Origin of the sequence: Pseudomonas sp. R3-52-08 (assembly GCF_003851745.1) — a bacterium.
Taxonomy (GTDB): domain Bacteria; phylum Pseudomonadota; class Gammaproteobacteria; order Pseudomonadales; family Pseudomonadaceae; genus Aquipseudomonas.
Genome location: NZ_CP027730.1, coordinates 5,673,254 through 5,687,062 on the forward strand (window position 1 = coordinate 5,673,254; position 13,809 = coordinate 5,687,062).

The 13,809-nt window shown below is 59.8% G+C and carries 11 protein-coding genes; 3 read left to right on the forward strand and 8 right to left on the reverse strand.

The window, feature by feature from the left end:
* Positions 1–133 precede the first annotated feature (133 nt).
* Positions 134–1,471 carry a glycerol-3-phosphate transporter gene (glpT, locus tag C4J91_RS26290; RefSeq protein WP_124364901.1) on the forward strand — a complete coding sequence of 446 codons (1,338 nt, stop codon included), beginning with the start codon at positions 134–136 and terminating at the stop codon, positions 1,469–1,471.
* Here glpT and C4J91_RS26295 read toward each other — a convergent pair.
* Both C4J91_RS26295 and C4J91_RS26300 read right to left on the reverse strand, forming a co-directional pair.
* The gene (locus C4J91_RS26295) at positions 1,468–2,121 is read right to left on the reverse strand and encodes a gamma-glutamylcyclotransferase (protein WP_124364902.1); all 654 of its coding nucleotides are present in this window, start codon (positions 2,119–2,121) and stop codon (positions 1,468–1,470) included. The two genes, glpT and C4J91_RS26295, sit on opposite strands and share 4 nt — an antisense overlap.
* Before the next feature lie 27 nt (positions 2,122–2,148).
* Positions 2,149–4,536 (reverse strand): TonB-dependent siderophore receptor, encoded by a 2,388-nt coding sequence (locus C4J91_RS26300; RefSeq protein ID WP_124364903.1) that lies wholly within the window; start codon positions 4,534–4,536, stop codon positions 2,149–2,151.
* A 329-nt stretch (positions 4,537–4,865) separates the two neighbouring features.
* Here C4J91_RS26300 and C4J91_RS26305 point away from each other — a divergent pair, with 329 nt between their 5' ends.
* On the forward strand, positions 4,866–5,348 hold the full coding sequence (locus C4J91_RS26305) for a sn-glycerol-3-phosphate transporter (protein ID WP_124364904.1): 483 nt from the start codon (positions 4,866–4,868) through the stop codon (positions 5,346–5,348).
* Between the two features lie 138 nt (positions 5,349–5,486).
* On the opposite strand, the gene C4J91_RS26315 is transcribed toward C4J91_RS26305, so the two are convergent.
* The 6 genes from C4J91_RS26315 to C4J91_RS26340 all read right to left on the reverse strand — a co-directional run bounded on the left by C4J91_RS26315 (position 5,487) and on the right by C4J91_RS26340 (position 12,759).
* Positions 5,487–6,455, reverse strand: coding sequence for a CDP-6-deoxy-delta-3,4-glucoseen reductase (locus C4J91_RS26315; RefSeq protein WP_124364906.1), 969 nt, complete (start codon positions 6,453–6,455; stop codon positions 5,487–5,489).
* On the reverse strand, positions 6,455–7,921 hold the full coding sequence (ubiD, locus tag C4J91_RS26320; RefSeq protein WP_124364907.1) for a 4-hydroxy-3-polyprenylbenzoate decarboxylase: 1,467 nt from the start codon (positions 7,919–7,921) through the stop codon (positions 6,455–6,457). Before ubiD ends, C4J91_RS26315 begins: the two co-directional genes overlap by 1 nt.
* Positions 7,922–7,980: 59 nt before the next feature.
* Positions 7,981–9,963: an acyltransferase family protein gene (locus C4J91_RS26325; RefSeq protein ID WP_124364908.1), complete on the reverse strand. Its 1,983-nt coding sequence runs from the start codon at positions 9,961–9,963 to the stop codon at positions 7,981–7,983.
* A 156-nt stretch (positions 9,964–10,119) separates the two neighbouring features.
* Positions 10,120–11,379 (reverse strand): transcription termination factor Rho, encoded by a 1,260-nt coding sequence (gene rho, locus C4J91_RS26330; RefSeq protein ID WP_003176825.1) that lies wholly within the window; start codon positions 11,377–11,379, stop codon positions 10,120–10,122.
* A gap of 234 nt (positions 11,380–11,613) precedes the next feature.
* Entirely contained in the window at positions 11,614–11,943 is a 330-nt protein-coding gene (trxA, locus tag C4J91_RS26335) for a thioredoxin TrxA (protein ID WP_124364909.1), read from the reverse strand.
* Positions 11,944–12,063: 120 nt separating this feature from the next.
* Positions 12,064–12,759, reverse strand: a complete 696-nt coding sequence (locus C4J91_RS26340) for a FadR/GntR family transcriptional regulator (protein WP_124364910.1) — start codon at positions 12,757–12,759, stop codon at positions 12,064–12,066.
* 254 nt (positions 12,760–13,013) lie between these two features.
* Here C4J91_RS26340 and C4J91_RS26345 point away from each other — a divergent pair, with 254 nt between their 5' ends.
* Positions 13,014–13,799, forward strand: coding sequence for a transporter substrate-binding domain-containing protein (locus tag C4J91_RS26345; protein ID WP_124364911.1), 786 nt, complete (start codon positions 13,014–13,016; stop codon positions 13,797–13,799).
* Positions 13,800–13,809: the final 10 nt, after the last annotated feature.

A 13,809-nucleotide genomic window follows, 5' to 3' on the forward strand; every position in this document is an offset into this window, starting at 1 on the left:
TCGCGACATGTTCATAAAAGAACATGCAATTGCTCCCATTTCCTGTGTTTGCAGATAAGAGGCGATGCTATTTTCGGTAACGAAACTGTAACATTCGCATCCGCAGTCAAAACAAGAAATCTGGAGCTCTTGAATGTTTGCTTTCTTTCGCCCTGCCGCACATCAGGCGCCCCTGCCTGAAGAAAAAATAGACACAACCTACCGACGGCTGCGCTGGCAGATCTTCGCCGGTATTTTCATCGGTTACGCCGGCTACTACCTGCTGCGCAAAAACTTCTCCCTGGCCATGCCCTACCTGATCGACGAGGGTTACACCCGTGGTGAACTGGGCCTGGCGATGTCGGCCATCGCGATTGCCTACGGCCTGTCCAAGTTCCTCATGGGCTTGGTGTCCGACCGCTCCAACCCGCGCTACTTCCTGCCCTTCGGCCTGCTGGTTTCAGCCGGGGTGATGTTCATTTTCGGTTTCGCGCCGTGGGCAACGTCCAGCGTGACCATGATGTTCATTTTGCTGTTCATCAACGGTTGGGCCCAGGGCATGGGCTGGCCACCGAGTGGGCGGACCATGGTGCACTGGTGGTCGCAGAAGGAACGCGGCGGCGTGGTATCGGTGTGGAACGTGGCGCACAACGTCGGCGGCGGCCTGATCGGCCCGCTGTTCCTGTTGGGCATGGCCTGGTTCAACGACTGGCATGCGGCATTTTACGTGCCGGCCACGGTGGCGCTGGCAGTGGCGGCGTTTGCCTTCATCACCATGCGTGACACCCCGCAATCGGTCGGCTTGCCGCCTATCGAAAAGTACAAGAACGACTACCCGGAAGGCTACGACGCCAGCCACGAAGACGAATTCAGCGCCAAGGAAATCTTCGTCAAGTACGTGCTGCGCAACAAAATGCTGTGGTACATCGCGTTCGCCAACGTGTTCGTCTACTTGCTGCGCTACGGCGTACTGGACTGGGCGCCGACCTACTTGAAAGAAGCCAAGCATTTCACAGTCGACAAGTCGTCGTGGGCGTATTTCTTCTACGAGTGGGCCGGTATCCCGGGCACGCTGCTGTGTGGCTGGATGTCGGACAAGATCTTCCGTGGCAATCGCGGCCTGACCGGCATCGTGTTCATGGCGCTGGTGACCGTGGCGACCCTGGTTTACTGGCTTAACCCGCCGGGCAATCCTACGGTCGACATGATCGCTCTGGTTTCCATCGGCTTCCTGATCTACGGCCCGGTGATGCTGATCGGCCTGCAGGCGCTGGAACTGGCACCGAAGAAAGCCGCCGGTACGGCTGCGGGTTTCACCGGCCTGTTCGGCTACCTGGGCGGTTCGGTGGCCGCGAGTGCGGCGATGGGCTACACCGTGGACCACTTCGGCTGGGACGGTGGTTTCGTGCTGCTGATCGGCGCATGCGTCTTGGCGATCGCCTTCCTGATCCCAACGCTGTGGCACACCAACAGCGTCAGCTCGGCGCGTTAACCGCCTGAGCAATCCTTTGCACAACGCTTGAGCCGCGCCTCCAGGTTTTTATCTGGCATGGCGTGGCTGCGCAGGGCGTTCACGGTCTGCTCGACATAATCACGAGTGGTGCCGTAACGCCCGCAAGCGCTTTGCAGCACATGATTGAGCACAATATCGGGCAAGTTGCCGGCATAGCTGGGCAAGTGCCGCTCCAGCACAAACCCCAACGCCTGTACCTGGCTGCCATCTTCCAGCCGGCAACTGAGCCAATGCGGTCGATAGGACGGGTAAGGCATTTCGCGTTGCCACAACGCATAAAGCGAAGCCTCCAGCTGATCTTCCGGCAAGCGGTAAGCAAACCCGCTGCACGAGCCGCCCCGATCCAGCCCGAACACCAAGCCCGGCAACTCCGGCGTGCCCCGGTGCTCGTGGGACCACAAGTACAAGCCCCGATGATAACCATGGACCCGCGCCCGCACCCGCTCGGTGGATGAACATTCCGGGCGCCAGATCAGCGAACCATATGCAAATAGCCAGACCGGCCCACCCTTGTGCCGAGCCATGGTGGCCTGCATCGAGCTCATCAATTGTTCGTGAGTGAGTTGCGGCCCCAAGTCGAGCCGCGGAGGGTAAGCCAACTGCAAAAGATCGGTTTCAATGGCGGTCATGGCGAAAAGCGATGCGCCTCCTATGTATTACCAGTTGTAAGCGACTTTACCGTAATAAAACGCGCCGCTGTAACCGTACGGCGAAAAAGTGCTGTAGGCGAGATTGCCACCACTGCTGGCGTAGGCATTGACCTTCTCGGGGTATTTGTCGGTGACGTTGTCGCCACCAAGGGTGAAAGTCCAGTTCTTCAATTTGTAATCCGCCGACAGGTCGAGCACCCAGGCCGCCTTGAAGGTCTGGTCGTTGACCTTGTCCGCCTGGTAGCTGGTGAACTCACCATAGCGCACCAGGTTGCTGTGCAGCGCCCACTGGCCGAAGGTGAAATCGTTGCCCAGGCTCAGCTTGTGCTGGGGTGTGGTGTCACCGAGCAAACCGATGCGCTCGCGACGGTCCACCCGCACCAGGTTGGCGCCCAGACTGTCGAGGACCGCCGGATTGGCTTTCACGTCGGTGACTTTGGTGTGGTTGTAGTTGTAGCCCACGGTGCTGTTCCAGCGGATACCGTTATCGAACTGATAGCGATAGTTGGCCACCAGGTCGATGCCGTCGGTGCTGGTGTCGGTGGCATTGGTGAAGTAACGCGCGGTGGTGTAGTTGATATTGCCGACCCCGTTGGCTTGCAGGTAGGCAACCGTCGCCGGGTTGAGCGCGAGGTTGGACGACAGGCTGATGCGGTCACGTATGTCGATGCGATACACATCCAGCGTCACCGTCAGGTCGTCGGCAGGCTCCAGCACCAGGCCAAGGCTGTAGTTGCGTGACTTCTCGGCCTTGAGGTCTTCGGCGCCGAGCAGTCGCGCCACCTGGCTGTTAGCCGGGAACGTGCCGGCCTCCTGGATCGTGTTGCCGATCAACTGCGACGAGGTATAGGCGAAATTCTGCTGAGCCAGGGACGGCGCGCGAAAGCCGTTGGAAATGCTGCCGCGCAACGCCACTTGCGGGGTGAAGTCATAACGGGCCGACAGCGAACCGCTGAGGTTGGAGCCAAAATCGCTGTAGTCCTCATGGCGCACGGCAGCCGAGGCGCTGAGTTTTTCGGTGAAGTTGGTTTCCAGGTCCAGATATTGCGCCCAGTTATGCCGGGGGCTGGTGCCCGCATCCGCATCGCGGAAGCCGCCGAGGCCCGAGCTGCCGGTCTGGTAGTAGGACGCGGGCTCCCCTGCTTCGATTTGATAGCTCTGATGCAGGTATTCACCGCCAAACGCCACGGAAACCGGGTACGGCAGAAAGCCCAGGTCAAACTCCCGGGACAGGTCCAGGCTGACTTGCTTCTGATCGTTGCTCAAGGTGCCGTTGTTGAATTTGCGCGGCGTGCCCAGGCCCAGGGACGTATTGATGGTTTCAGTGCCCAGTTCATACTGGTTCTTGCCGTAGTTGGCCGACAAATCGTAGTGCCAGTCGTAAGCCAGCAGACCACGCAAACCGGCCACCAGTGAGGTGTCTTCCAGGTTACCCTTGATCAGCGGCAGGTAGCCGTTAGGGTTGAGCGCCGCAATATTGTTGGACGCATTGCTCGCCCGATAGAACGCTGTCGTTTCGCCACGCCGCTTGCTGTAGCCGCCGAAGGTGTAGAACTCGGCCGCATCGTTGAAGGCATATTCGGCGTTGAATTGGAACTTGCCTTCATTGGTGGCAGGTTCGCCCTGACGGAACACACGCTGACCGTAGGTGGTAGAGCCGATGCTGCCGGGACGGTAATCATTACCTGCGCGATTGGTGTAATCGTTGTCGGCGCCTTCGGCCGAGAGGTTGATAAAGCCATTGTCGCCCAATGCGAGGCCGGTGTTGCCACTGACAGTGCGCTGGATTCCGTCGCCCTTCTTGTATTCACCGAACTTGGTGGAGACGGAGCCGCCATGGTCGGCATGCTTGAGGATCACGTTGATCACCCCGGCGATCGCATCGGAGCCGTAACGTGCAGAGGCGCCATCACGCAGCACTTCGATGTGGTCGACTGCCGAGAGCGGGATCGCGTTCAAGTCTGCCGGTGCAGAACCACGGCCCACCGCTCCGCCGAGATTGACGAAGGCACTGGTGTGACGGCGCTTGCCGTTAACCAGCACCAGCACCTGGTCCGGCGACAGGCCGCGCAACTGCGCCGGGCGCACCAGTTCGGCGCCATCGACCAGGCTTGGCCGGGGAAAGTTGATCGATGGAATCAGGCGCGCCAACACGGCGCCCAATTCGTCGGAGCCGTTGCTGCGCAGGGTTTCGCCGGAGATCACGTCGATAGGCGACAACGAAGCGCTGGCAGTGCGCTCCTGAGCGCGGGTACCGGTAACGATCACAGCGTCGAGCCTGGGCGCTTCGGCGGCAGGCGTTTCGTCTGCCAGGACGGGATTGAACCCCACAGCGGTCAGCAAATTGGCCGACAAAATCGCTGAGTACAGCGCGTGTTTCTTGTAACTCCCCATACCGCTCCCCTTGAATCAGGAATCAGAACTTCACTGCTCTGAATTCGTACGATCGGTCCGGCTGGCGGGCGGTGGCGGTCAATGTGTTGGTGATTGACAGAAGATCGGTAGTCCGTTGAGATATAGCTTAATGATATTTATGTAACAAATTAAATACCTTTAAAGAATAAGCGAAAGCATAAGCAAGCAGGTCCACTTGTCAGGATTGAGGGCAACAATCCGCTACTTTCAGCCCCGGTTCAGCCTGGGAATACGCCAAGCCGTCAATATGGCGCGCACAGAACGACCCACTTAGCCGCCCTTTACACCGACTATCGAGGTCGCCCCCCATGAAGAAATTTCGATTGCCTGGCCTGTTACTCCTCGCCCAAGCCAGCGCGGCATTGGCTGGCGAAAGGTTGGCTGCCGAGGACGACAAAGGCTTTTGGTACGCCCAGACCAGCGTCTATACCCGGCATTTCGCGCCGGACCCGGAGCACAACAATAACCAGGACCTGATCGGCCTGGAGCGCAACGACGCTTCTGGTTCCGTGTATGGCGGGGCGACGTTTCGCAACTCATTCCGCCAGCGTTCGTACTACGCCTATGCGGGCAAGCGCTATGACATGGCTGAGTACCCGGTGTACCTGAAGGTCACGGGCGGAGCGATCCAAGGTTATCGCGGCAAATACCGCGACAAGATCCCACTGAACCGTTACGGCGTGGCGCCAGTGATCATTCCGTCCTTGGGCGCGTATTACGGGCCAGTGGCGGCGGAAGTGGTGCTGCTGGGGTTCAATGCGGCAATGGTGACGACGGGGTTACGATTCTGAGCGGGCAAGGGCCATGCGCGCTGGTTTGCTCACGAATGCGCTGTGTCAGTCGACCTATTTGTAAACCGATCCATTGCAATCGCGGGCAAGCCCACTCCCACAGGTTGATCGGCTGTTTACCCTGATGGTGTGATTTGCTCAAGGCCTCGGAGCGTAGGCAAACACGTCAGCGCGCATCTGGTGCGCATCCATACCGGCGTCGACCAATGCATCCAGCGTGCCGTAGATCATCGCCGGTGATCCACTGGCGTACACATGCACGGCCTTAAGGTCGGCAATGTCTTCGCACACGGCTTCATGCAGCAACCCGCAACGTCCTTCCCAACCGCACAGGTCACTGACGACTTTGTGCAGGAACAGGTTGGGCAGTTGCCGCCACTGATCCCAGTGCTCGATCTCGTAGAAGTCTTCTGGGCGACGCACGCCCCAGTACAGGTGCACCGGGTGCTTGAAGCCGGAAGCCCGGCAATGCTCGATCAGGCTGTGCATCTGAGCCATGCCGGTGCCAGCGGCGATCAGCACCAGCGGCCCGTCCGGCAACTGGGCCAGGTGAGTGTCACCGAACGGCAGTTCGATGCGGGCCATCTGATTGCGCTGGAGCTGGTCCAGCAGGTTGCGTGCGCTGTCTTCGCGGGCCAGTACGTGCAGTTCCAGCTCGCGTCCACAGTGAGGCGCCGAGGCCAGGGAAAACGCCGACTTCTCGCCGTTCTCACGTTCGATCATCAAGTATTGCCCGGCGTGGTAGCGCACGGCCTTGCCCGCCGGAGCGCGCAGGCGCACGCGCCATACATCGCCGCCGACTTCCACGCATTCGCTCAATTGGCACGACAACTTGCGCAACGGCAGCTCTCCCGGCGCCAGCACGCCATCCCACAAGACAATACAATCTTCCAACGGCTCGGCGATGCAGGTGTAGAACTCACCATGGTCACGCACCTCTCCCGCCTGCTGCACCCGGCCCTCCACCAGCAGCGCCGCGCACACGTGGCAGACGCCGTTGCGACAGGCCTGCGGGCATTCGTAGCCCAGGCGGCGCGCGCCGTCGAGAATTCGTTCGCCAGGGTCCAGTTCCAGGACCGCGCCGGAAGGTTGCAAGGTTACACGCATCAATCTATTCCCAATTCTTTCCAGATTGCATCGACGCGAGCAGTCACTGCGTCATCCTTGACGATCACCCGGCCCCACTCGCGGGTGGTTTCACCCGGCCATTTGTGAGTGGCATCCAGGCCCATTTTCGATCCAAGGCCCGACACCGGCGAGGCAAAATCGAGGTAATCGATTGGCGTGTTGTCGATCATTACCGTGTCGCGCTTGGGGTCCATGCGCGTGGTAATGGCCCAGATCACGTCATTCCAGTCGCGGGCATTGATGTCGTCGTCGGTGACGATAACGAACTTGGTGTACATGAATTGTCGTAAAAACGACCACACGCCCAGCATTACCCGCTTGGCATGGCCCGGATACGACTTCTTCATGGTGACGATGGCCATGCGGTACGAGCAACCTTCCGGCGGCAGGTAGAAGTCGGTGATTTCCGGAAACTGCTTTTGCAGGATAGGCACGAACACTTCGTTCAGCGCCACGCCGAGAATGGCCGGCTCGTCTGGTGGCCGGCCGGTGTAGGTGCTGTGGTAGATCGGTTTGATCCGATGGGTGATGCGCTCGACGGTGAACACCGGAAAGCTGTCGACTTCGTTGTAATAACCCGTGTGGTCACCGTAAGGCCCTTCATCGGCCATCTCACCGGGGTGAATCACACCCTCGAGGATGATTTCGGCGGTGGCTGGCACTTGCAGGTCATTACCACGGCACTTCACCAATTCGGTGCGGTTGCCGCGCAGCAGGCCGGCAAAGGCGTATTCGGACAGGCTGTCCGGCACTGGCGTCACGGCGCCCAGGATGGTGGCAGGGTCGGCGCCGAGGGCCACGGACACCGGGAACGGCTGGCCCGGATGCTTTTCACACCACTCGCGAAAGTCCAGGGCGCCGCCACGGTGGCTCAGCCAGCGCATAATCACTTTATTGCGGCCGATCACTTGCTGACGGTAGATGCCGAGGTTCTGGCGGTCCTTGTTCGGGCCCTTGGTGACGGTCAGGCCCCAGGTGATCAGCGGGCCGACATCGCCGGGCCAGCAGGTCTGCACCGGGAGCATGGCCAGGTCGACGTCATCGCCTTCGATGATTACTTCCTGGCACACCGCGTCCTTGACCACCTTGGGCGCCATGGCAATGATCTTGCGAAAGATCGGCAGCTTCGACCAGGCGTCCTTCAAGCCTTTGGGCGGCTCGGGCTCCTTGAGGAAGGCCAGCAGCTTGCCGATCTCGCGCAGCTCGCTGACCGCCTCGGCGCCCATGCCAAAGGCGACGCGTTCGGGGGTGCCGAACAGGTTGCCGAGCACCGGGATGTCAAAGCCGGTCGGGTTCTCGAACAGCAGCGCCGGGCCCTTGTTGCGCAAGGTGCGGTCGCAAATCTCAGTCATTTCCAGTACCGGTGAAATCGGCATCTGGATACGTTTCAACTCTCCGCGCTGCTCAAGTTGCTGCACGAAATCCCGAAGATCCTTGAATTTCATTAACCATGCCACCCGTAAAATAGGCGTACATCCTACCTGCTCTAGAGGCGGCTGGCAGCTTAATTGGCCGTCAACCCCCGTGATTGCAGCGATCTGAACAACGGCTCAAGGAAGGCCTCGATGTGCCGCGCGCCTACGTCGGAAAGGTGGTTATCGTCGGTGTACAGCGCGCGGCCATTGAGTTCCACCCGGCACAAGCCGTCGGTGCCGCACAGCAAGGGCGCGGGGTCCAGCACCCTGACACCGCTGTCGGCCGCCGCCAGCTCGTCAAACAGCTGGGTAATAAAGGCCTGGCGCTTCACATGCTCGGCCACGGCAAGCCCTTCACCGTCTACCGGCCGGTTCATCATTGCCAGGCGACTGAGGCGGTAAGGCACGATGATTTCCTGCAGCGGCACCTCTTTGACCAGCCAGACCTTATGCCCGGCGGCGCGCAGCGCCTGGATGCGCTCCCGCAGGCCCTGGGCAAAGCGCTGCTCGGCGACAGCACGCACATACTTGCCAGTGCTGGGGTCCTTGAGCGCATGCTCTTTGTCACCCGACATTTGCCCATAGACATACAGGCTCCAGCGCGCCGCCAGCACCACATCGCTGAATTTTTTCTCGGCCATCGCCTTCTCGACGCGACGGTTGAAATGCGCGCACCGGGTAATATTCTCCAGGCCATCCAACGGAATACACCCCGCGAAGCTGGCTTCAACCAAGCTGATATCGTGGCGATCAGCGCCCTCTTTGAGTGCCGGAATCAGCGCGGTAGCATGGCTGTCACCCCATACCAGCGCCGAGACGGACTGGGCTGGCGGACCAAAGTGGCAGAACAACCGCTCGTCGGGTGTGTCTTTGTCAGCCATGCACGCCAGCAGGTCCGGGCTCCACTTCTTCGCCTGGGCAAAACGCAACGCCTGTTCGGACAACCGTGATGGCACACCGTCGAATTCGCGTATCGCAAGGCCCGTAAAGCCCAGCCCCAGGATGCCGACCACGGCTGCCGCCAGAATTGCCTTGCGGGCGGCCAACAAGCGCTTTTCCCGGAACGGCGTTTCCACGAAGCGCCAGGACAAGTAGCCCAGCACCAACGAGAGCAGCATCAACCCGGCCAATTCCAGGGTGCTCAAGCCATCCACCGCAGCATAGTTGGCGTACACGAACACCGGCCAATGCCAGAGGTACCAGGAATAGGAAATCAGCCCGATCCCGACCATCAGCCGCGTACTCAACAGGCGTCCGACCCAGGTGTATTGCTGCCCGTTGGCCCAGATCAGCCCGACGACACCCAGCACCGGCAATAGCGCGGTCGCGCCGGGGAAAGGGGTTTTTTCGTCGTAACCCAATACGGCGATCAGAATCAGTGCCAGGGAGGCCAGGCTGACCCCCTGCGCCAGGGCGGGCGAGGCGCGCCACTCATATTTGGGCAGCACCGCCAGCATCGCGCCGGCCAGCAACTCCCAGGCCCGCAGGTGCAGCAGGAAAAACGCTTTTTGCGGCTCATGCTCAACCGCCCAGACGCTCATGCCAAAGGAGCCCAGCAACACCGCGAACAGCGCCAGGCGCCAGTGTTTCAGGCGGCTTGAAAGCAACGTGAGCAGCAGCGGGAAGACAATATAGAACTGCTCTTCTACCGCCAGCGACCAGGTATGCAGCAGCGGCTTGATGTCAGAGGACGCATCAAAGTAGCCATGCTGGCGCGCGAACAGCAAATTTGAGGTAAAGGTCACCTGATAGTGCGCGGACCGCCCCAACTCCTCATAGTCCTTGGGCGCCAACAGGAACCAGCCCACCGCCAGTGTCGCTGCAATCATTACAAACAGCGCCGGGAGGATGCGCCGTGCGCGGCGGGCCCAGAAATCAATGAAACTGAAGCGTCCGGCCTGGCGCTCGCGCCAGATAATGGACGTGATCAGAAAACCGGAAATAACGAAGAAGACGTCAACGCCAACGAAACCGCCGGTAAGGCCAGGAACACCGAAGTGAAACAACACGACGGCGAGGACAGCGATGGCACGCAGGCCATCGATGTCTCTGCGGTAAGCAAGAGTGGTCATAAGAATTGTGGTCAGTCTGTGACGAAAGGAGTGAGCGTAGTCGCGCGTACAATTTTTGTTACTTAACGGACACTTATGCCATAAAACCCGATGAATCTCGACGCAAAAAAAATGGCGCCCCCTTGGGGCGCCATTTTTCGGACCTGAAACGCGGTGTTACTTGCGCTTCATCGACAGGAAGAACTCGTCGTTGGTCTTGGTGGTTTTCAGCTTGTCGATCAGGAACTCGATGGCGGCCACTTCGTCCATCGGGTGCAGCAGCTTGCGCAGGATCCACATGCGCTGCAGTTCGTCGTCGGCGGTCAGCAACTCTTCGCGGCGCGTGCCGGAACGGTTGATGTTGATGGCCGGGAACACACGCTTTTCAGCGATACGACGGTCCAGGGGCAGTTCCATGTTGCCGGTACCCTTGAACTCTTCGTAGATCACTTCGTCCATCTTCGAGCCGGTTTCAACCAGCGCGGTGGCGATAATGGTCAGCGAGCCGCCTTCTTCGATGTTCCGCGCGGCGCCGAAGAAACGCTTTGGCTTCTCCAGGGCGTGGGCATCGACACCACCGGTCAACACCTTGCCGGAGCTCGGGATCACGGTGTTGTAGGCACGGGCCAGACGGGTGATGGAGTCGAGCAGGATCACCACGTCTTTCTTGTGCTCGACCAGGCGCTTGGCCTTCTCGATCACCATTTCGGCAACCTGCACGTGGCGGGTTGGCGGTTCATCGAACGTCGAGGCAACCACTTCGCCACGCACGGTGCGCTGCATTTCGGTCACTTCTTCCGGACGCTCATCGATCAACAGCACGATCAGGTGAACTTCAGGATTGTTACGCGCAATGTTCGCTGCAATGTTTTGCAGCATGATCGTTTTACCGGCTTTCGGCGGCGCAACGATCAGGCCACGCTGGCCCTTGCCGATGGGGGCGCACAGGTCGATCACACGACCGGTCAAGTCTTCGGTGGAACCGTTACCGGCTTCCATCTTCATGCGCACGGTCGGGAACAGCGGGGTCAGGTTCTCGAAGAGAATCTTGTTTTTCGCGTTCTCTGGACGATCGAAGTTGATCGTGTCGACCTTGAGCAGAGCGAAGTAACGCTCGCCTTCCTTCGGAGGGCGGATCTTGCCCACGATGGTGTCGCCGGTGCGCAAGTTGAAGCGACGGATCTGGCTGGGCGAGACGTAGATATCGTCTGGGCCGGCAAGATAGGAAGCGTCTGCGGAGCGGAGGAAGCCGAAGCCGTCCTGGAGAATCTCCAGCACGCCATCACCGGAGATTTCCTCGCCGCTTTTCGCGTGCTTCTTGAGCAGGGAGAAAATCACGTCCTGCTTGCGCGAACGGGCCATATTTTCTATGCCCATTTCTTCGGCCAGTTGGAGCAGGTCGGTAATCGGCTTTTGCTTGAGTTCAGTCAGATTCATATAGGAATGACGTAATCATTTATGGAGGGGGGAAATTAAGCTTTTGGCTTAATGAGGCCGCGCCGCAGAGAAGGCGACAGGATCGCGTACTAATCGAAAAGGAATGCGTCGGCGACGGCTTGCAGGGGGCAGTGGAGAAACCAGTGCGGGGCCGAATGTACCACCTGAATTTCGGAGCGTCTAGCCCTGTTTTACGAAAAAGCCCCGAGATTTTCGGGGCTTTTTTGGCGACGCTTAGATGTTGGCGTCGAGGAAAGCTTGCAGCTGGGACTTCGACAGCGCGCCTACTTTAGTGGCTTCGACGTTGCCGTTCTTGAACAGCATCAACGTCGGAATACCACGCACGCCGTGCTTGGCCGGGGTTTCCTGGTTCTCGTCGATGTTCAGCTTGGCAATGGTCAACTTGCCGTCATAAGTGGTTGCAATGTCGTCCAGGACCGGAGCGATCATTTTGCAAGGGCCGCACCATTCGGCCCAGTAGTCAACCAGCACCGGGCCGGCAGCCTTGAGTACTTCGGCCTCAAAGGTCGCGTCGGTGACGTGCTTGATAAGATCGTTGCTCATGGATGTCTCCGGAATGTAAGCAAAAAAAACGTTGCCCATCATAGCCGCCCTTCCCCCGTTCAGGAAGCCGCCTCTGATTGAGTCTTGCTATGGCGACGCATGACTTTGCATATCGCAGGTTCACGGCGCGACAGGTGTGACGAAGGCAATACCCGTGCGCAATGCGGCATTACGTACATGTTCCTGCATGGTTTTCTGCGCCGCCGCACTGGTGCGCCGGGCCAGGGCACGCAAAATCCTGCGATGCTCCTGCCAGGTTTCCATGGCGCGTTCTGGCCGGATGAACGGTAGTTTCTGGCTTTCCAGGAATACATCGGCGCTGGCGCTCAGAATGCTCACCATCGCCTGGTTGCCGCTGGCCAGCAGGATGCGCTGGTGGAACTTGAAGTCCAGCCGGGCGGCAGCTTCAAAGTCACCCGCTTTGAGCACCTTGCGCATCGCCTCGACATTGTCTTCCAGGCTGTCGAGCTCGTCGGTGGTCAATGTGACCGCCGCCAACCCTGCAGCGAACCCTTCCAGGGCGTAACGCAGCTGAAAGATCTCCAGCGGCGTGGCCTGCGCCGCAAACGGCCAGGCGAGTTCGGACGGTGGGTCCGGCGCCTGCACAAACACGCCCTTGCCCGGCTGCACACTCACCACACCCAAGGCGCTCAAGGACGATAACGCCTCACGCAACGATGCCCGGCTCACGCCCAACCGCACCGCCAGATCGCGTTGCGAGGGCAATGCATCGCCCGGCCCGAAACCCTGCTCCTTGATCAGTTTGCGGATGGCCTGCAGGGCCGCTTCCGGTACGGCTTGGGCGATGGAATTCATAAAAACTCAAGGTTCCAGTCAACTGAGCGACTAGTTGTAAAGCTATTCACGCCTGCCGGCAAGCCACGCCCCAAAGGGGCTCGCGGGGTTTTTACGGCGCTCGAAAAGGGTGCGAAAAGTTTAATGACTGTTCAGACCAGTAAGACCATCCCACCTCAACGGATCCGTGCCTTACAGACAATTCCATGAGCGCTGGCATGGGCTGTGCACTGGGCAAACTCAGAAAATTCCTTCGCCCTTCTCGGAGAGTTGCCATGACCAAGTGCTACAGCGCCCTGCTCACTGCCCTGTTTGCCAGCCTGATGCTGAGCCAGGCACCCGCCCAGGCCAACGGTTTGGACGACATTGTTGCCCGAGGCACCCTCAAGGTCGCCGTGCCGCAGGACTTCCCGCCGTTCGGCTCGGTGGGCCCCGACATGAAACCCCGCGGCCTGGACATCGACACCGCCAGGCTGCTGGCCGACCAGCTCAAGGTCAAGCTGGAGCTGACTCCGGTCAATAGCACCAACCGCATCCCCTTCCTCACCACCGGCAAGGTCGACCTGGTGATCTCCAGCCTGGGCAAGAACCCCGAACGCGAAAAAGTCATCGACTTCTCCAAGGCCTACGCGCCTTTCTACCTCGCCGTGTTCGGCCCGCCTGACGCGGCGATCAGCACCACCGACGACCTCAAGGGCAAGACCATCAGCGTGACCCGTGGCGCCATCGAGGACATCGAGCTGACGGCTGTCGCGCCCAAAGAGGCGACCATCAAGCGCTTTGAAGACAACAATTCGACCATCGCCGCCTACTTGGCCGGCCAGGTCGACCTGATCGCCAGCGGCAACGTGGTGATGGTGGCGATCAGCGAGCGCAACCCGAAACGCGTACCGGCGCTGAAGGTGAAACTCAAGGACTCCCCGGTGTACGTGGGTGTGAACAAGAACGAGCCGGCGTTGCTGGAGAAGGTCAACCAGATACTGGTCGCGGCGAAGGCTGATGGCAGCCTGGAAAAGAACGCTATGCAGTGGCTCAAAGAGCCGCTGCCGGCTGATTTGTGACGCGACGGAG